Origin of the sequence: Marinospirillum minutulum DSM 6287 (genome assembly GCF_000422325.1) — a bacterium.
GTDB lineage: Bacteria > Pseudomonadota > Gammaproteobacteria > Pseudomonadales > Halomonadaceae > Marinospirillum > Marinospirillum minutulum.
The window spans coordinates 132,677-152,320 of sequence record NZ_AULO01000011.1 but is presented as its reverse complement, the minus strand read 5'-3'; the positions used below and the strand labels follow the sequence as shown (position 1 = coordinate 152,320).

At 40.3% G+C, this 19,644-nt stretch carries 15 protein-coding genes and 2 pseudogenes; 6 read left to right on the top strand and 11 right to left on the bottom strand.

Going from position 1 to position 19,644, the window contains the following annotated elements:
• The first annotated feature begins 87 nt into the window (after positions 1 to 87).
• From H571_RS0106020 to H571_RS0106010, 4 genes and pseudogenes are all read left to right on the top strand, one after another.
• A complete protein-coding gene (locus H571_RS0106020) occupies positions 88 to 963 on the top strand; it encodes a WYL domain-containing protein (RefSeq protein WP_027848522.1) in 876 nt (291 codons plus the stop codon).
• 16 nt (positions 964 to 979) lie between these two features.
• A pseudogene (locus H571_RS16095) lies at positions 980 to 1,171 on the top strand (IS3 family transposase); the annotation flags it as partial.
• Positions 1,168 to 1,842: a site-specific integrase gene (locus tag H571_RS0106015; RefSeq protein WP_027848521.1), complete on the top strand. Its 675-nt coding sequence runs from the start codon at positions 1,168 to 1,170 to the stop codon at positions 1,840 to 1,842. The pseudogene H571_RS16095 and the gene H571_RS0106015, both read left to right, overlap by 4 nt.
• Positions 1,843 to 1,990: 148 nt before the next feature.
• Positions 1,991 to 3,418, top strand: a complete 1,428-nt coding sequence (locus H571_RS0106010) for an AlbA family DNA-binding domain-containing protein (RefSeq protein ID WP_027848520.1) — start codon at positions 1,991 to 1,993, stop codon at positions 3,416 to 3,418.
• 17 nt (positions 3,419 to 3,435) lie between these two features.
• Here H571_RS0106010 and H571_RS16300 read toward each other — a convergent pair.
• The 11 genes and pseudogenes from H571_RS16300 to H571_RS0105955 all read right to left on the bottom strand — a co-directional run.
• Positions 3,436 to 3,624 (bottom strand): annotated as a pseudogene (locus H571_RS16300) (DUF4276 family protein); the annotation flags it as partial.
• 30 nt (positions 3,625 to 3,654) lie between these two features.
• Positions 3,655 to 4,758, bottom strand: coding sequence for an AAA family ATPase (locus tag H571_RS0106000; RefSeq protein WP_027848519.1), 1,104 nt, complete (start codon positions 4,756 to 4,758; stop codon positions 3,655 to 3,657).
• A gap of 84 nt (positions 4,759 to 4,842) precedes the next feature.
• Entirely contained in the window at positions 4,843 to 8,007 is a 3,165-nt protein-coding gene (locus H571_RS0105995; RefSeq protein ID WP_027848518.1) for a type I restriction endonuclease subunit R, read from the bottom strand.
• A gap of 36 nt (positions 8,008 to 8,043) precedes the next feature.
• Positions 8,044 to 9,279: a restriction endonuclease subunit S domain-containing protein gene (locus H571_RS0105990; protein WP_027848517.1), complete on the bottom strand. Its 1,236-nt coding sequence runs from the start codon at positions 9,277 to 9,279 to the stop codon at positions 8,044 to 8,046.
• A 1-nt stretch (position 9,280) separates the two neighbouring features.
• Positions 9,281 to 11,875 carry a type I restriction-modification system subunit M gene (locus H571_RS0105985; protein WP_027848516.1) on the bottom strand — a complete coding sequence of 865 codons (2,595 nt, stop codon included), beginning with the start codon at positions 11,873 to 11,875 and terminating at the stop codon, positions 9,281 to 9,283.
• Positions 11,876 to 11,996: 121 nt separating this feature from the next.
• Positions 11,997 to 12,719, bottom strand: coding sequence for an NYN domain-containing protein (locus H571_RS0105980; RefSeq protein ID WP_027848515.1), 723 nt, complete (start codon positions 12,717 to 12,719; stop codon positions 11,997 to 11,999).
• Between the two features lie 88 nt (positions 12,720 to 12,807).
• Complete coding sequence (locus H571_RS0105975) at positions 12,808 to 14,883, bottom strand: ATP-binding protein (RefSeq protein WP_027848514.1); 2,076 nt, start codon at positions 14,881 to 14,883, stop codon at positions 12,808 to 12,810.
• Entirely contained in the window at positions 14,880 to 16,274 is a 1,395-nt protein-coding gene (locus H571_RS0105970; RefSeq protein WP_027848513.1) for an SIR2 family protein, read from the bottom strand. The genes H571_RS0105975 and H571_RS0105970 overlap by 4 nt, the downstream gene beginning before the upstream one ends.
• A 144-nt stretch (positions 16,275 to 16,418) precedes the next feature.
• Complete coding sequence (locus tag H571_RS0105965; protein WP_027848512.1) at positions 16,419 to 17,117, bottom strand: DUF4145 domain-containing protein; 699 nt, start codon at positions 17,115 to 17,117, stop codon at positions 16,419 to 16,421.
• Between the two features lie 33 nt (positions 17,118 to 17,150).
• The gene (locus tag H571_RS14390; RefSeq protein ID WP_036217771.1) at positions 17,151 to 17,882 is read right to left on the bottom strand and encodes a hypothetical protein; all 732 of its coding nucleotides are present in this window, start codon (positions 17,880 to 17,882) and stop codon (positions 17,151 to 17,153) included.
• A 106-nt stretch (positions 17,883 to 17,988) separates the two neighbouring features.
• Positions 17,989 to 18,321 carry a hypothetical protein gene (locus H571_RS0105955; RefSeq protein ID WP_027848511.1) on the bottom strand — a complete coding sequence of 111 codons (333 nt, stop codon included), beginning with the start codon at positions 18,319 to 18,321 and terminating at the stop codon, positions 17,989 to 17,991.
• Positions 18,322 to 18,733: 412 nt separating this feature from the next.
• On the opposite strand from H571_RS0105955, the gene H571_RS0105950 reads away from it, so the two are divergent.
• Both H571_RS0105950 and H571_RS16295 read left to right on the top strand, forming a co-directional pair.
• Complete coding sequence (locus H571_RS0105950) at positions 18,734 to 19,195, top strand: LexA family protein (protein WP_027848510.1); 462 nt, start codon at positions 18,734 to 18,736, stop codon at positions 19,193 to 19,195.
• Positions 19,192 to 19,635 carry a Y-family DNA polymerase gene (locus H571_RS16295; protein ID WP_425411349.1) on the top strand — a complete coding sequence of 148 codons (444 nt, stop codon included), beginning with the start codon at positions 19,192 to 19,194 and terminating at the stop codon, positions 19,633 to 19,635. The genes H571_RS0105950 and H571_RS16295 overlap by 4 nt, the downstream gene beginning before the upstream one ends.
• The last annotated feature ends 9 nt before the right edge of the window (positions 19,636 to 19,644 follow it).

Genomic DNA, 19,644 nt, shown 5'->3' with positions numbered 1-19,644 from the left:
ACTAACGAGAATGCCTCAGCCTAGTTTATTGTGCGATACTGAATGAATTTACAATCTGCCTGATTTTCAACCAGACTCAGCTTTATTATGACTAGCAATACTAACTTTGTTCTCAGTTGGGAACGTGCAACACAGTTCCACCTAATGGAAGTTCTTTTACTTTGGGAAGGGCGCTTAACTAGCAATCATCTTCAAACGGCTTTTTCAATTGGTAGAAGTAAAGCCTCAGAGATTATAAGAAACTATCAACAGGTAATGCCTAACAACATATTTCATTGCAATCAAGCAAGGGGGTTCCTTCCAAGCAATACCTTTAAACCTAGCTTTAGTTACGGTGAAGTACATGAGTACCTTGACTTACTGCACAAGGAGAACTTACCAGCAAAACACCTCTACACTCTCCAAGCTAGTCAACCTCCCATAACTAAGCTACAAGCCCTTACTCGCCCAGTTAATCCAGAAGTAGTCCGAGTTATCCTCCGAGCAATAGCAGAAAAACAACGTATTTGTGCCTGTTATCGCTCACTGTCAAAACCTAATGGCGAAGAACGCTTAATCGCTCCACACAGTTTGGTATCAGCAGGCAGTCGTTGGCATGTAAGAGCTTTTTGTGAAAAAAGTCGAAAATTCAAAGACTTTATGTTGCACCGCTTCGAGTCTGTGCCCGAAATTGATAGCGAGCGATTAGCTATAGCAGAACCTAAACTAGATACCGAATGGGCTAAAAAGGTAGAGGTGATTTTAATTCCTAACCCTGCACTAAAAACTGAGCAACAACAGTTAGTAGCAGATGATTACGCCATGGGAGCAAGTAAAAGGCTGAAAGTTAAACTGCGTGCACCACTAGTAAAATATATGGTTGTTGAACTCAGAATTGGGACAGAAGAACAAAGCAAAAATAACCCTAAAGCACACCAAATTGACCTAGCTAACCGTGATCAACTAAGTGATTTTATTCTATAAAGTAAAGCGTTGCTGAAGAAGTTTAAAGGTTGAGTGGGTGCCAACATATGGTTATCACTCATTTACCCAAGCAAAACATCACATAGTGAAGTATTTAATCGGTTATTACAGCCAGTTAAGACCACATCAGCACAACGGCGGCATGAGTCCCAATCAGGCTGAAGAAAACTACTGGAATAACTATAAACCGGTGGCTAGTTTTACTTGACCACTACACTCCACCTAATAGCACCACCTAAAGTGGTTGATGCTATTCGCTCGTATACTGATCAAAGGCGAATTGATTACGATGTGTATTTACGTGATGCAAGAAAGAAAAAGGAAGAAGTACTACTAAGGAAAGAAGTTTATCTGTTAAGTACCACTAGGGACTGCCGCAACAATACAGCTAAAACAGTCGTTAGAGATGCGCTTGTGAACTTAAAAGAACAAGCTGGCCCAGAAGCAGACTTACACTTGCTACGCCACTCATTTGCATCTCACTTATTTCTTCGTTGGTACACTTGCCGCTATCCGGGTTTTAGTAAGCAACTTGCCGATCAATCGCATTGGTTTTTTAAGAAAGAAGGCATAGAAAATTTGCGTATTTTTTTTGGTGAAGCACCTAGAGAACCTGTTTCTGAGGCCAATATCACTGCTTTTATACACATAATCAAACTATTTGGTCATAAAACAACCAACACCTTGTTTCAGGTTTATATTCATTCATTTTATGAAGTAATGCAGCATGCTTTGAAAAGAGTACACAAAAAAGATGACGATGAAATTTTACGCGGCAAGCTTATTACTGAGCTTGTACCCAATATGCGCTCAAGGAAAAGTCAGTTGAAACTGAAAAGTAGAAAGGCAAAAGATTTAGTTAAGTTAATCAACCTATAAGTATAAATTTTAAACAGGGCAGTATTAGACATCATTTGTGTCGAAAACCCCTTAGCAGTATGGCATTATCCATACTCTTTTACCCAAGAATGAGATCCTTGTACTTACGACACCCTACTAAAAAGTGTTAAAAAACATGGAATATGAAATGACTACCACTAAACAGTTATTACAGCTGCCTGAAAGCAAAACGCTAGAATTTAAGCGCGATTTATCTTCACCGCGTAATGTACTAAAAACATTAGTAGGCTTTGCTAACTCTGCCGGTGGTCGTATCATTGTAGGTGTTAATGATGATAAGCAACTCGTGGGCGTTGATGATCCTTTGCTAGAAGAAGAGCGTATTTGTGGCTTAATCGCAGATTCAATTTCACCACGTTTAGTTCCTAATGTTGAGCTCATGAGCTATGACGGATACACACTATTAGCACTTGAAGTATTTCCTAGTGGTATGCGCCCCCATTACCTAACCAAATTAGGTTTAGAGAAAGGTGTATATGTTCGCTTAGGCTCTAGTAATCGTCAGGCGGGTAAAGATTTAGTAGCAGAGCTACAACGCTCAGCTGCTGGTTTAGTATTTGATGAGCTACCTATACCTGAGCTTAGCAAAGAAGATTTAGACCTAGTTGCAATACAAGAACAACTAGGTAAACGGCAACAGCTTAATGATGAAGCATTAATTACTCTTAAATTACTGCGTAAAGAACAAAACCGCTTAGTACCTACCCAAGGTGGGATACTGCTGTTTGGTAAAAATCGGGAAGGTTATTTTCCTGACGCTTGGATACAGTGTGGCCGTTTTCGTGGTGTAGATAAGGTACATATTTTTGATCAAGCTGAAATCCATGAACATTTACCTAATGCCGTTACTGAAATTGAACTTTTCTTAAAGAAACACGCTTTTAAAAGTGCCAAGTTTGGCGCGATGCAGCGTGAAGACGTGTGGAGTATTCCACTGGTGATTTTAAGGGAAGCCATTGTTAATGCCTTAGTCCATAGCGACTACTCGCAGCGTGGCTCACCTATCCGCATTGCTTTTTTTGATGACCGTATTGACATTGAAAGCCCTGGCTTGCTGCTATCGGGTATGACCATAGAAGATATGAAAAGTGGGGTGTCGAGAATTCGTAACCCTGTTATTGCTCGTGTATTTCGTGAGTTAGGTTTAATTGAGCAATGGGGAAGTGGCGTAAAACGTATTTTCTCTGAAGCAGTTACACTAGGTTTACCAGAGCCTACGATTACCGAAATTGCTACCGGTTTGCGTTTAAGAATCTGGCTACATGAACCCATATTGCTTGAATTAGATCAAGGGGCCCAGTCAAGGGCCCAGTCAAGGGCCCAGTCGGAAGTTCAGGCAAAAGCTATCTTACAATGCTTGATTAAAGAACCGTTATCAGCCAATGAGCTAGTTGGTGCTTTGCAGCTACAATCAAAAACAGGTGCATTTAAAAGAACAATTAAAGACTTATTAGATGGAGATTATGTGGAATACACCCTTCCTGATAAGCCAACTAGCCGTCTACAAAAATACCGTATTACTACCAAAGGCTATGAGTTATTCGAAGCAGAATAAATAATGATACCTTAGACTTAATTTTTTAAAGCTTCCAGCCTACTTAACCAAGCATCAAATAAAGTACATTTTTTACGCATTGTACTCAAGCCTACTTCTAGTGCTGTTAAAGTACCCATTAAAGGCTTTTCATAATCATTGATTAAAGCTTCTATACGTTTACTAGGTGCAGTATGAGGGCTGTCGTTAATATGTTCTGGGCTGGTAAATTGTTCAGCAAATCACATGCACACGAATCATCGTGAAGGTCTCCCACCTAAGATATTTTTCTGCCACAGCTCGCCAATAGTGTAATCCTCAAGCCAAGCTGTAAATTCTGCTTCATCAAGGCGCTTAAACACAGAACCACCATCTTCTCGGTCAACAACAATCAGATCATCAATTTCAAACTCATTCAGTAATGCAACGGACTGTGTTGATACTATAACTTGGGTTCGAGTAGAGGCAGAACGTAATAATGCACCCAGCAAGGTAATTGCATAAGGGTGAAGACCCAACTCTGGCTCATCAATAATAATCGTGCTGGGTGGGTTAGGCTGAAGTAAAACCGTGACTAAACATATAAAACGTAAAGAACCATCAGATAACTGGCTAGGCCAAAGCGCATAATCATTGTCTTTTTGCTTCCAAAGCAACCTTACCTGCTGTTCTTCCGTCGGTAAGGTTGTGGGTTTAAGCACAAAGTCATCAAAAAAAGGGACAGCTAGGCGTACCGTTTTACGGATCTGCTGATAAACAGTAGGAAACTCACCTTTTAAGCGCAACAAAAAAGCAGCTAAGTTAGAAGCATCCATCCGTAAAAAGTCATTATCATGCACTGAGCTTTGACGTTTCACCCCTGCTGTATCACTCGTATCGTGAAAGTGGTAAACCTTCCAGCCTAAGATTGCATCGTAACAAAAGCCCGCAATATTCTTATCAGTGCTTTGTTCTTTTTCATACTTTAATTTGGATTCAGTTTGTCCTGAACCTAGCTTTGAGTGCTTAGCACCAGAAGCCGGGTCGTTTAAATAAAGCATTTCAGAAGTAAAAGTAAAACCACCTTCTAGCGTTGGCTCTAATTCAATGGCGTAGCCATTAGTACCAAAACGGATCGAAGTACTTAAGCTGGAGGTTTCTTTAATGCCGTAACTCAATACTCTATCTGCCCCACCCTGCTTACTAACCCAAACTTGCAACCGCCCTTCAACTAATTCTGAAAGCATACGAAAGTAAGCTACAAAATTACTTTTACCCGAACCATTGGCACCAATCAGCACATTTAAGTTAGATAAACGCAGGTTTTCCAACTTACGAATGGACCTGAAACCTGCAATGGATAGTGTATTTATCGCACTCATGGTGTTTTAAGTAACCTATACTAAATTGTATTTAAGTAAGCTTAACATTGCCTAGTTTTGAATCCTAAGCGTATTAAATTAGCGTTAACCCTTCGGTTTCTTTTCAGGCTCTTCAATTTCTATACCACCACTAAAAATAAAGTTGCGCAGTAGGTCGGCTGCTTTAATATTCACTTTAAAAGGCGGAATAGCTTGCCCTTCTAGGAGTTCGAAGTAGGTTTTGGCTTTTTGCTTGTCGATTGTTTCTTTCAGCTCGTCAAAACGGCCATACGCATTCAGGTTTGCTTCTGAGATTTTGGTATTCATAAAGTCGGTAAGTTTATTGGCATCAATGCCCAAATATTCTACCACCGCTTCAACTTCTTTGTTTTTGGCCTTTGCTTGGTAGCTGGTTAGGTAATCTCGAAAGCTTTGCTGGGGGTTAACCTCAATATCGCCACGCTGTATATCGCGTATAAAAATCTCGGCAAACTTTTGTTCTTCTTGTGTCAGGGTTGCAAATGAACGTTGTAGCTCGCTGAGCGTTTCATCTAGCGCGTTTTGGTCACCCATCTGTAAGGCTTTAAGGTATTTCTCAAAATTTGAGTTCATATAGTCGGTATCAATCTTACCCGTATCTATCTCGGTAATATGGGTGGCAAGATCAAAAGCTATGTCTTCATTAGTTGACTCACTTTCGCTACGACGGCTACTAAGCTCTTTATATCGCAGTACTAAGGTTAGGTATTCTTGCTCGTTAGTATTCAGCGTAATTGTGCTTGTGGGGTCATCTTCTAGTGGGTATTCGGTTTGTTCCCAAGTGAAGCCCTGTATTTTGGCTGCTTCAAGGGCTGCATTAAACTCTTGGAAGTGTTTAGCAAACACTGCTGCCTCAGCTTGTTTGCTTGGCAGTTTTTTAAAGTCTTCAATACCTGCACTTTTGAATACAGCATTTATCTCGGCAAAGCTTGTATTTAAGCGCTGTACATTATCTGGTAAGCGGTCTACAAAAAGCCCTATGGGTCTATCACCAGAGTAAAGCTTTACCGCATCCGCCACATTGCGCTTCATGGTGTGCGGTTTACGATAGTAACGGATAGTACCAAAGGGTTTGTCTGGTCCAAACAGGCGGTTAGTACGGGAAAAGGCTTGAATAATATTCTCGTAGGTCAGCACCTTGTCTAAGTAAAGGGTGTTCACCCACTTAGAGTCAAAGCCAGTCAGCATTTGGTCGACCACTATCAATAAATCTAACTGTTTACTGGGTTCTGTTTCTATCCGTGTATAAGGCCGTTTGTGCGCAAGCCTAGCGGTAATGTCTTTTTTAAATTTGCCATGCGTACCTAAGTCAAAGTTTTGATCATAGGCTAAATTATAATCCTCCAGCAGCTCAACCAGTCCGTCAGTTTTTAATGCAACGCTGTCGGCACTGTCATCATCGTAGTCAACGTTAGGATCAAATAACGCGGTAATTTTTAAATCTGGGCACTGGGCTTTAATCAGTCGGTAATAGCGAATGGCTTCTGGAATGCTATGGGTGGCAAAAATTGCATGAAATTTATTGTTTTGGCTAAGGGTAAGCCAGTTATCGGCGATGTCTTTAACCACGGCATTGCGGTGCTTATCACAGCTGTATTGGCTGGCTGGTAAGTAATCTTCTATACCTTTTTGGTACTTGCCAAAAGCATCTTTAAAGCCTGCCATAGGTACTTCTTTCATATAATGGTTAAAAACTTTCTTTTTGCTAGGGTCATCAAAGGCTTCCTCTGCGCTGCTAGCTTTGGCTTTTTCTAACGCGACTGCCTCACGTACATCCCTATCTCGGTAGGTTGCCACCATATAAGGATCAAAACCCAATACGTTTTTATCACGAATACCATCGGCAATACTGTAACGGTGCAGCTCATCACCAAACACATCGGTTGTGGTGGAATCTTTACGGGTATTTTCTTCGTGTATGGGAGTACCACTAAAACCAAACAACACCGCGCCTTTAAAGCTTTGCTTAATGTCGGTCAACATATTGCCAAAGGTTGAGCGGTGGCATTCATCAATAATAAATACTAGGCGCTTGGCACGTATTTTTTCTAAATCATGGGTGTTTAAACCGCCCTCTTCATTTTTTAAGCGGCTCATTTTTTGGATAGAAGTAACAATCAAAGTATCGGCTGGGTTAGTGCTTTTAAGCTTACTCACTAGAATGCCGGTGTGCTCAGTGGCCTGTACGCTGTGGTTATCGCCGGCAAAGTCTCGGTAAGCTTCCAGTGTTTGTGTACCTAGCTCAACGCGATCAAGTAAAAAAATCACTTTATCTGCGTCATTTGAACTAGCAATAAGCTGAGCCGACTTAAAACTGGTCATGGTTTTACCAGAACCCGTGGTATGCCAAATATAACCACCTAAACGGTTTGGGTTTTGCCAATCAGTTTTTGCGATTTTATCGGAGATAGCGTGGGCTGCGTAGTATTGATAACTGCGTAATACTTTTAGTACACCGTCAGATTCATCGGCGACGGTATAAAAGCCGATTAACTGATGCGCCATAGGGATAGACAATAAACTAGAAACAATGGCTTTCCAGTCATTTATTGGTTCGTTGTTAAAGTCTGCCCAGTGAAAGGCGTAATCTTTGTTAAAAGCAGCGTCGGGGCCTGGGTTGGTAAAGTAGAGGGTTTCTTGCGGCTGCATGGCTACAAACAACTGCACTAAAGAAAATAAACCACTAAAAATGCCTTCTCGGGAATAGTTTTGAATTTGGTTATAGGCATGGCTTACCGGTACACCGCTTTTCTTTAATTCAATATGAATAACTGGCATACCGTTAATTAAAAGTAGCAAATCGCCTCGGCGATCATTCAGTAGTTTAGAGCCACGCTCAAATTGTGGTTGCTGAACTATTTGGTAACGACTTTGCCCGGCTGCTATCTCGTGGCGATCATAAATTTTTAAGCTAATCTCTTTACCAAAGTGCAGCTCGTCTGCTGGGTTATCACGGGTAATGGCTACGGTTTTTCCATTGATAAAGCCATTTAACTTCAGCGGTGTGCGCAGCTCGATTACCTGCTCCATAATCTGCTGCATTTCACTGTTGGTTAGGGGAATACCATTGAGGCGGTCTATGCCTTTATTATTCTCAAATAAAATGTTTGCCCAGTTAGTTAACAGGTCTTTTTCATTTGGGTTGGTTATTACTTCTTTTGCCCAGCCACGCTGCGTTAACTCTTTGATTACCGCACGTTCAAAGGTGGCTTCATCTGAAAAAGTAGTCATACCATCTGTCCTTGAATTAAGTTGATTGCACTGGTGTTAAACAAACATTTTTTCTAAGCAGGCTGCTTTAATCTGCTTTAGCTTTTTTAACTGGGTAGCTTGTTGTGAAATAAGTGTGTCTAGCTTACGGAAGTAATTACCGATTTTTTGTTGTTCTTCTGGCTCAGGTATTAGAACAGGTATTTCTATAAAGTCAGAAAAGCTAATATTTAGAAGCCCATCCATTCTTGCGCCAGAAGAAATAAGCTTACTTAACTCATTATCAGGTATTTTTGTATGAAAAAGGTATTCTATAAAAGAAGCTGAGTTATTGTGTAGTATTTTAAAACTGTGATACACCCTAGGAACAAGTGCTTCACTAAAGTTTGTTAACTCAAAAACCACACCAAACTTTGCAGTTTTTGAGTTCCCTTTGTTATATGAGAGCTCACCTTTTTTTAATAAAGTATAGTTTTTTTGCTCAGAACCAGCAATATTGTCAAAAAAGCGCTCACGTTGGTCTAACCACCCTCTAGCAGCTGAAATAGTAAGAGTTGGTAGGCTCATCCTTCCATCATTTCCTTGTGCTCGTTTACTTATATCCTTTAGTTTTTTTATTTTCCAACTATCTTCAAAACCTTTAAAGCGTATTTCAGGGCTAGTAGCACCATTTTGTGGAAACATCTTTTGCAGCATCGCTTTTTTCAGCGTTATCAGCTTTTTATGCTTTTGCTGGTGCAGCTCAATCACTTGATCTAGGTTTTTAAAATAGGTACCGATTTTTATTTCTTCTTTATCTTCCGTGAAATTAAAGCACATTTCTCGAAATGCACCAGTTGTAATTTGGTTAATAGTGGCTCCAAGATTTTTAGCAATCTCACTACTAAATTGAGCAGTATCAAGCAAGGCAGTAATAAAATCAGGCCGTTGTGACTTTATTCCAGTCATGAATGCGCCAATAACTGTGTCCACCATTTCTTTCTTTATTTGTGCATGCTTTCCAATGAGCGATCGCGAACCATTTCGGACAACAACTGCAATATCACCGACTTCAACCTTTTTACAATTAACTATCTCAGAGTCAACGTAAACATTATCAGCATCGATAATCTCACCATTCTTAACGTTAGACGAACGCAGAACAAATGTCCCTACACCTTTTTGTACGTTACTAGGTGAGTAAGTTAAACCACTAAAAAACTCTACTTTATTCTCTAGCTGCTCTTCCTTCCACTCATTAAAAAAACCATGAAATCTAATTTGTGGCACCTTTCTAGCTATTTGCTCCGTCATCTTAGTTACCCACCAACAAGTTCTTAAGCTCAGCCAAGCCTTTAAGGTCAAACTCATTAGCATCCAGTTCATCCATCATGCTGGCCAGTTCATTTTCTGTCTGTTGAATTTCACGGGCATTATCGGCAAAGGTGATTTGGTATTTTTCTGCCAGGGCCTGCAACTTAGTAGTAAAGGTAGCTAGTTGTTGAATCGGTAGTTGATGCAGGGCTTCAGTAAGTGGCGTAATCCATTTACCCTCTAAAAGCTGTTTAACTTGCTCATCATTCAAGGCTTCAATTGTTTCTTTAGTCTGCAAGTGCAGTGCGTCGGCTTCTTTTTTTATCGTGGCTTTAAGCGCTCTTTCTTCAAGAATCCAAGCAGCTAGTTGGATAACCCTTGCTTCGTAAGAGTCCTCCTCAAAGTTGCCAGACTTTTTAGCATCTAACTCGAGTTGTTTAGCTTCTTTAATAACGGCAGCATTTATAAACTTATCACCGGCTTCGTTGAGTATTTCTTGTGCTTGCGCATCTTCTTTTTCTTCTTCACTAAAGCTTTCAAGGGTTTCGTCAAAAGAAGCCGCTATTTCAGCCAAGCGTGTTTCATGGTTATTAAGTTCTGCTAGTTGATCTGCTAAAAGTGTTTTTTGTACTAGCTCAAAGGGTAAAACACGCCCCTTCCAGCCTTCTTGTACTTCAACATCTTTACCTTTTTGCTTTTTATTTACTAAATTAGGGTCGACTACTTTGGCAGCACTTAAACCTTCTGTTTGTAGAATCTCTAAATCAATCGCTATTTCTTGCCACTGGTCATCTAGTAGTTGATAAGCCTGATATTTATCAATCAAGGTAAAGGGTGCAAGGCGTTCAAAAATATTATCGCCTAGCAAAGGCTTTTGGCTAGCTAGGTGTAAAGTTTCTATCTGTTCAATTAGGTGGTTTTTTAAATAGCTTGGGAAGTCAGCAAAGGCTTGGGCAAACTGCTTTTTAAACCCCTGTACCTGATCGTGCTGTTTAATGGCTTGGGCAAGGTCTTCCACCTTAAGTGTTAGGTAAGGTGTATCTAGGTTATTAAAAAGCGCTTCACGCAAACTTGGGAAAGCTTGCCAATAGTGATCTAGTGCTGCTAATTCACTTTGTGGAATGCCACCAAACATAGAGGCGTAAAGATCCCAGCTTTCAGTGGGTTCAGATGAGTCAACGTAGCGCGGAATATTGAGGTTATAGTTGTTGTCTTGTATTTCGCTTTTAGAAACCACACGGCTGTACTGGGGTACATCTTGTCTGCCAATAACGGTATCGCAGATTTTTTTAATATCGCTAGCACGTAACTTGTTGCTCTTACCTTCTTTAGCGAAGCCTTTTGAAGCATCGACGATTAGAACATCATTGTTATTACGCTTTTGTTTAAGCACCAAAATAATGGTTGGGATACCTGTGCCAAAGAAAATATTGGCTGGCAGGCCTATGACGGTGTCTAGGTGATCGTTTTCTATCAGGTTTTTACGTATTTGACCTTCTTCACCACCACGAAAAAGTACACCATGCGGCAAAACAATGGCCATAATGCCATCGGGCTTTAAGTGGTAAAGATCGTGCAGCAAAAATGCATAGTCAGCTTTTGACTTAGGTGCCAGCCCAAAACGTGCATAACGTGGATCAGCTTCTTTATGCTCAGGATCCCACTTTTGTGAGTAAGGCGGATTAGAAACTACTGCATCAAGATAAAGTGGCTGGTAAGAGTTAACAGGGTCATTCTCGTCAAAAAATGGCCAGTCATCTTCTAGGGTGTCACCATTTCGGGTAAAAATATTGTCGGGAAGAATGCCACGCATTACCAAGTTCATGCGGGTAAGGTTGTAGGTGTTTTCTTTTAGTTCTTGAGCGTAGTATTTAATGTTGCCTTTATTGCCCATGTGCTTGGCAATGGACTCACCGATATTTAATAGTAACGAGCCAGAACCACTGGTTGAGTCATAGATATCAATGGTTTCTTTACCCTTTACATGATCGGCAATAATTTCAGATATAAGTACTGAAACTTCATGCGGGGTATAGAACTCACCTGCCTTTTTACCCGCATTAGCAGCGAACATGCTAATAAGGTATTCATAGATAAACCCAAGTACATCATAGCTTTGGCGGCCATCCATAGGGATAACTTTAATAAGCTGAATTAGCTCGCTGATCGCCTTGGTTTGCCTAGCTGCTGTATCACCTAGCTTACTTAACCCTGTTTCCAGCGTTCTGAAAATGCCTTCAAAAAGATTTTTATGACCTGAATGAATGTGACGATTAAAGGCTGATAGAGCATCGCGTACTTGGGAGACTTCAAAGTCACCGCCCTGCTCTATCCAAGTTGAAAAAAGGTTCTCGTGGGTAATGAAGTAACCTAGGTTGCGCTTAATAAAATCTACCGTTTCTGTGTCATCTTCAGAAAGCGCACGAATATCTTCATCACTAAAATCTTGGCTTTTAGCGAACTGTTCTAGCTTGTCTGAAAGGTACTTATAAAAGATAAAACCGAGAATGTAGTCCTTGTATTCATTCGCCTCTATCTTAGAGCGCATTTGGTTAGCAGATTCCCAGATTTTAGCGGCGAGTTGCTGTTTGTTCACGATAGATCCTTTTACTTAAAGCGACTAATTTCGAAGGAACATTGTAAGTGCAAGCCGAGAAAATCGCTAGTTAAGGAGCATTAGGCAAAGCTGTCGCCGTGCTTGGTCCTATAGCTGATAATTATACACAAATCTCAATTATCCGATTCTCACCTGTGGCGAGAGTTTCAGATTTAATATATCCTTTTTTCTCCATATCCTTAATAAGCTTCATAAAGGTTTTATATTCTGTATTTGTTATGCGAAAACTTGGATCAATGGCCTTCATCTTGTCATTTGCAACAGAAACATTATTTGGAAGTTTACTCTGATTCATGTTTCGTACAGCCTGAACAAAAAGCCTTTCTATTTTGCTTGTAATTTTAGGTGTTGTTTCAGGGCAGAAGTCTTCTAAGAAGAGAAGATTATCAAAGGACTTTGTAAGAATTGCACGGTCTTTGTCAGATTTCTTACAGACTAACCACACTTCCTTTCCAAACTTTCTCAATTTATCTGCAACAACAGTAAAGTCAGCATCACTTGTCATGAAGCAATAGCGATCAATTCGAGGGTTATTCAAATATAAAGTTTCAAAAGCATCCAAACTTAAAAGCAAATCTGCTCTATTTTTCTCGCTCCCAATCTTTGGCGTATCAATTATATTGAAATTATGCTCAACGATTTGGTTTTTGAGCGCTTTCTTTGCTGCGCTTTGATTCCCATACGCTGCTTTTATTGCAAATATGCAATTATAATCTTCATCTGTACTTAAAAATGAATTCATCACCTCCTCCAGAACAAAATCAGATGAGGCGACATTTTCCATGTCAATATAAACAGCGATATTCAAATTTTGTTTTCGCATACTGCTCCATTCTATTTTTTTCAGCTAACGCTCCACTCACCGGAACTTTGGGAGCGGAGCGAGTAAAATTCCCGAGTGCAGTGGCTTGTTAGCTCTGCTGCCATTCCTTAACAACTTTATCCCAATCAGCATTTCGCTCGACTACATTCCCATTTTCATCTTTTCTTGTCCAAACATCCCAGAAGTCAGGATCGTCTGAATGTGGTTGCTGCTCTTTTGTTAAGCTCTTCATTTTAACCAAAACAGGAAGCTCAGATGCCCAACCCATAAGTATTGCATGCTGAGATGGCAGAGAAGGCAACTCACGAAGTAGCCCACGTAAATTATCTGGTACCATTTTATGCACCTGTTCCTGATCTCTATCGTTACTAATCCTATGTAGTAAAAAAGTATTACATTGAGATAAAACCGTTGGTGATAACTCCGAAGGGCGCTGCGAAGAAACCACCATACCAAGACCAAACTTTCTCCCTTCACGTGCTATTTTTTCAAAGACTTGGCAACACACAGCTGCAACATCCTGATTTTCAGAATCATCTCGATAACGTTTAATAAATGTATGCGCTTCTTCAGCCACAAGAACTGTTGGTAAGGATTTATTATTTAGTCGTCTATAGCGTTGCAATGATTCAAATATAATCCTTGAAATAACAGCGGTTACAAGGTGGGTGATTTCATTTGGCACTAGAGAAAGATCAATAATTGACACACAACTGTCATCCTCTCCAGTTCCATCCTTACCTATGTAGTTTTCTAACCATTTAGCCAAATCTACTCTTTGTTCTGCATCGTTAGTGATAGGCTTCATTCTTGTATCAGATAGCATTGTCCGTATACGTGCCACTAAATATTCAACATATTGCTCACTGCCATTTTCTTGCGCCAATGCTTCTAAATAGGAAACTAAATTTTCACCTTCAAAGGGAACTGGTATATCTTCGCTTTTGGGAAATAAATCAGCTTCATTTCCTCCGAAAGATTCGAAAGCCAATTTAATAGATTGAATTAATAAATCAATTTCAGGGACGCTGGCTTGCATGGTCACATTTCTTTTAGTCTCAGTCTTAGTTCTCTCATCTATATATGACTGCATATTTAATATTGGATTACTTAATTGTGTAGCACCAGTAAGGTCGCGATAATGCTCTAAGCTTGCTTTCCACTTTTTTAGTAGCTCCCAAAATCCAATAGCAGGACCATATCCGCCAAATGGTTTTCCTGAGCTTTTATCATGTTTTAAAGTTACTAACACATTACCTAGAAATCGTTTTATCTCAATATTTGAATCTGCTTCAAGTTTAAAGTCTTCATTTCGCATTGCTCTTAAAGAGCGCTTTAGCAATGGTAATTGCGCTCTAGGACTTGCTTGCGTGAAAGACGCCCATTCAGCACTGTTCCAGAACCAAGAAGGTACTTGTAGTTGGTTTTCACCTTGCCCAGCTTCAACTTTAAATACTCGGCCTTTAAATTTTGTATCCGGGCCTAAAGCTCGTGTATATTCACCATTTGGATCAAGCACAATAAACCGAGCATTTGGTTTCGATTCTGATTCCATAGCGGCTTCTAACGACCATTGAATAAGACCGGCAACTGAACAAGATTTGCCACTACCTGTATTTCCTAGTACAGCAATATGGCGGCCAAATAAGCGGTCAGGATCGACTGCAACGTTAGCGTTATTCGCAAGCGGGCTTTGTCCGATGACAACTCTACGATTATTGCCAGATTCAACAATAGATCTAAGCTGTAAATCTGTTGGTAGTAAGATAGCAGAACCAATAGATGGAAATGATTCTGAACCTCGCTGAAACTTGAAAGTATCAATACCTTGCTTTGAAACTCGTTTTAAAGTTCCTACAGGATTTAGACTGATTTTTTTTTGTGGGAAAGGTAGATTCACTAAACCAAAATCTTGGATATCCCTTTGTTTAGGATAAGGTGAACGTTCAACGGCTAGCCACTCAATTTGTCCAACTAGATAACCATTATCACAAGATACTAAAACATAACTATTTACTCTTGGGAAGTTTCTCGGAGTTCCCGCATTTAAGGCGACAGAATCTGGTGAATCAATATCAAGGACAGCTCTTATTTCATTTGGTGATACAAAATCAACAGTACCGACTCTTAATTGTTCTCCTTGCTCAACTGGTAGCGAGCTCATGATTCACCACCAATTGTGTTTTGAATTGCAGCTGGATATAAGCCTCTTGATTTCAAAAGTTCAGCCATTCGAATTGAAGTGCGATCGATTGCGGCTTTAGGAAGGTAGTAATCAACTAATGTTTTTAAGTCTCCAAAATGACTGCCTAGTAATAAAGATATTTGAGCCTGACGCCCACTATCCTTTATAAAACTCATTATTCTTCCAAGTGGATCGCCATAGGCAATAATCACGATATGCGTTGAGGGTATTGTTAGCATATCTGTTAGAACTCGATTTATATGCTCGTCACCAAAGCTATAGCCATAGGTGACAAGGGTGCTATTTGGGCGGCATGTTGCTGATGCTAAATCTCTAAACAATTCTACATAGGGGTATTCTGATGTTTCACGATCTTTGACTGAATTTGGATAAATCATCAACTGTTGGTAGTTAGCTGTACCAGCACCTTCGACTTGTAAAAATGGCTCTACAGAAGCCGCTCCAAAAGGTAATCCAAAACGCCTTATAGCCCCTTCGTTTTCATACCAATCTAATGAACCGTGAAGTTTGGTAAAACGAGCTACACCTTCTAAATATCTTGGCTCACCACGTATACCTGGTGGGTTATAATGATAATCAACCTCCAAACGTGATGACCTGAAAATTGGCGCAATACTACCAACAAACCGATCAACCAACCTAAGGCCTGCCAATTCAGCACCCGTTTCAATTATGCGATCATAATTAGTCGTGAAAATATGCAATCTATCACGCGTTGCTATTCGGCTTGAAAAACTCATCAAAAAATTAACTAAATAATTAAACGTTTCAGTTTTTTGTTCACGCTCTGCATCGCGGATTGATTTTTCACCATTGCTAACCGATTGAGCAAACAACTGTAAACATCGTGAAAGCTCTTCTTTTAGCTGATTCAACTCAGTCGGAAAATATCTATAAGGTGGGTTTGGTGGTGGAGGTGGAACTATAGGAGCTGGATTTAACGCGACTAGTATTTCTAAACCTTTGATTAATTCATTAATTGAACGAATTTGGTCTTCAATATTTCCCTTCTCTCTACCCGCAGCTTTAGCGGTTTTTTCTACATAAGCGTCTATCTCTGACTTACAAACTTTAAGATCTTCTATCCACCCCATACCTTGTGGACTTTGCCCTGTTGCAGACTGCTGAACCGCAGTGCTAAGACCTGCACCAAGAAGTAAATTAAGGTGTTCAGATTGAAAAAGTGCAGTTAACCAAGGTTCGATTCTTGAGCGTAAAGAGTCTGGAGTAATTTCATCTTCAGCTTTTGCCCAAACGCAGCCACCTATAACTTTAAAAGCACCATTATCACCGTAAGGAGCTAACTCTACTGGCGATTGGTCATCGCCTAACTTTAAGTATTGAGACAATTTATATACATCCTTATTTATTGGTGACACCTGAATAGGAGCTAACGACCGTTTTCAGCGGCAGCTACGCAGTAGCTGTCCGATGGAGGCCCGCAGGGCCGTAATGTACTGCAAACGCTTGTTAGGCTTGATCTCTTGCAACCACTATTTATCAGCATGATCATTGACCTTAACCTTTTCATCGCGGCGAACTCGTGAACGTTTTACTTTCTCTGGCATAACAAATGTATACATAAAAAACTTCGCCAAAAAATCATGTACTTCTTCTGTATCTTCTGGTTCGACATTCTTCAATTGGTCCACATCCGGATGCGCGCCCCAGTTTCCAAATATTCTTATTTGATGTGCCCAGTCTTTGATATCCTCCGGCAAAGAAGGGAGTGAGTTAATCTGCTTAATAAGATCATCCTTAGGGTTTGCTCCGAGAATTACTAGCGATGACTGGAGCGCACGCCGAAACATAGAGCACGCGGCTCTGTCGGCTCCAATGCTCATACATTTCAATGCCTCTTTATAGTCCAGCAGAACTTCTGGATCAATAAATGCTAGTTCTTCCTCAGTCAATTGGTCATCTATAACAGCGGGGAATTTCTCATCCCACCCCTTAATTTCAAAGTTTTCATCTCTCGAATATTCATTTTGAAGAAGGAAAAAAGTTTTGAGAATTAACCTACGACATGGCTTACATCTAAAAATCACATAAAACTCTGCATTACGATTGGCCAGAATGTGACTGCCTGCCCACTGCCTTTCAATATGTGACTTTGCTCCACAATGTGGGCATATATCTATTAAGTCGTGTACGTGCTTATCTAAACCTTCTTCAGCTTCTGACAATTTCATATGATTCTCTGTATCCTTTTGCAGCCTAACGCCTCAAACACCGGCGCAGCTTACTGCGTCAGCGTGCTTTGACTTGTTATGTGCATGACTAATTTTAAGCGATACTGTTTCTTGTATATCTTGAACTACCCATGAGGGGGCAATGGCAAAAATAAACATCTCTAATAGGTATGGAGCTGTCTTATCTGATGATAGTTGTTTGATCAATTTACAGTATTCATGAAATGCTTCTTTGTGTGAATAATACTCGTAGTGCTTACCAGATAGCCTGAATATTGTTTGCATATCATATTTCGATAGAGCAGCGCTACGACCAACTGGTTGAGGAAAAAGCTTCTTACTATCTGAAAAATTAAATAGTAACCAATTTAAACCATATATTACTCTTGAATCATAAATGACATATTCTTCAGGATGCATGAATGATGCAACTTTTGAAAGAGATGAAATAGCGTCAAAATTTGCTTTAGTAAGCTTTCCATCTTTAAGCTCTTCAAGAAACTTAACGATCCTCTTGTCATTTCGCTCATTTTTCTTAAAAGACCCAATGCCACCCCAATCCTGAATAACCCAATAATGCGTAGATAATGTTTTATCATCGCTAATAATAGATTTTAGATTCTTCTTTAAATAAACATTTTTTTGAAAGCTACTAGCCCTTTTTTCCGGAATTGGCAGTGGACAGCTTCTAGGTATTTCCCATTCAAATTCAGATATGTCGTATATCTCTTTTAGCGCTTCAATTTTTTTTAATAATTCGATCATTGGGAATTCCTAAGTAAGCACATAACGCCAGCCAGCATGCGCGGCTACGGAATGAAGGCGAAGCCGCAATGTAGTAGACGTCGCCGTGACTGGCCTTGTTATGCATTTACCATTGGACCAAAACGTCTTGAACTTTCAGTGTCTCCGAGTCGAATCCAATCGCCCAAAACACTTTGATATCACTTTTGCTGTACTTCGCCTTCCACAACGTCAACTTGGACTCATTTCTCGGTAGGCAATCTATAGACTCGATGCTTTCCAACGCACCCATTTCGTTCTCTATATCCCGACACATATCCAGATACATGTCTTCAGTGATCTTCCCATCGTCATTCGGGTCTTTAGGCAGCGCCGACATTTCTTGGAGTTCCCGATAGCTCCTTCCGTCATGTAGCTTGATTAGTCGCTCAGCCAGTTCAGTTTCTCGGTCAGTGATCACGTAACTTGTCCTCCTTGATTGCATAACAGCGTATTAGTAGGCATGCTCGTTTTGTCGCTTTGGCTTGCTTACTAAAAATTAATGTATGGCTCTGAATACTAAAGGTTTAATCAGTAAAAACAAGCTAGCCATTGGTTACAATTCAAGCACGCCGCCTATCTTGCTAAGAGCAGGCACACTATCCTTCCTGTTTAATATGGAACCGATTGAATTATAAAGCTTAAATCTATTGGTAAGTTAATTAGTGTGCCAAGCCTAAAGGCTAAACGTGCCTTTTTTAGTCCAATAACAAAAATAGACTGTATAAGATCACAAAGGTTAAGTTCTTTAGGTTGCTGTCAAAACTAAAACGGCTTACCCTACTGTACAAACAACCAGCTATCTAGTGGTTAAATAGAGTACAGAGGCCTTTATGCGTGTGACTTACATGGGTGTTAGCGGTGATGCTGTTCAGTTGCAGCAGAATTACCTAGCCATTCCTTTATTTAGTGATGCAATTTCAGCGGGTTTTCCTTCGCCTGCGCAGGACTATATTGAGCAAACCCTTGATCTAAATGAGCTTTGCATTAAGCACCCTGCTGCAACGTTTTTTGTTCGGGTGGAAGGTGACTCGATGATTAATGCGGGTATTTTTCCGAACGATATTCTGGTGGTTGATCGCTCTATTCAGGCGGTTCAGGGCGATATTGTGGTGGCTAGTCTTTACGGCGAGTTTACGGTTAAAGAGTTAGTGCTGGGTGCTAAACCATATTTATTACCCCATAACCCTGCTTACCCACCGATTGATATTCCTGAAGGTGGTGATTTGGAGATTTTTGGTGTGGTGACTAATGTGGTTCGTAACCTGCGTAATCGCACCACTTGCCAACCATGAGCCAAATTTTTGCGCTGGTGGATTGCAATAATTTCTATGCCAGCTGTGAGAAGTTGTTTGCTCCACAACTTAAAAATGTACCGGTGCTGGTGCTTTCCAATAATGATGGTTGTGTTGTGGCAAGGTCTAGGGAAGCAAAAGCCTTAGGCATTAAGATGGGTGTGCCAGTTTTTAAGATTAAGCAGTTAATCGCTAAACATAAGATCCAGGTTTTTTCATCTAATTACCCGCTTTATGCTGATATGAGCAGCCGTGTGATGCGCACCTTAGAGGCTTTAGCACCTAGGGTTGAGGTCTATTCCATAGACGAGGCTTTTTTAGATTTATCAGGGCTTGATAAGCTTTTTGATTTAGAAAGTTTTGGTAAGCAGGTTAAAGCTAAGGTTGATAAAGACACCGGCATTCAAGTCTGTGTGGGTATTGCACCACTAAAACTTTAGCAAAGCTGG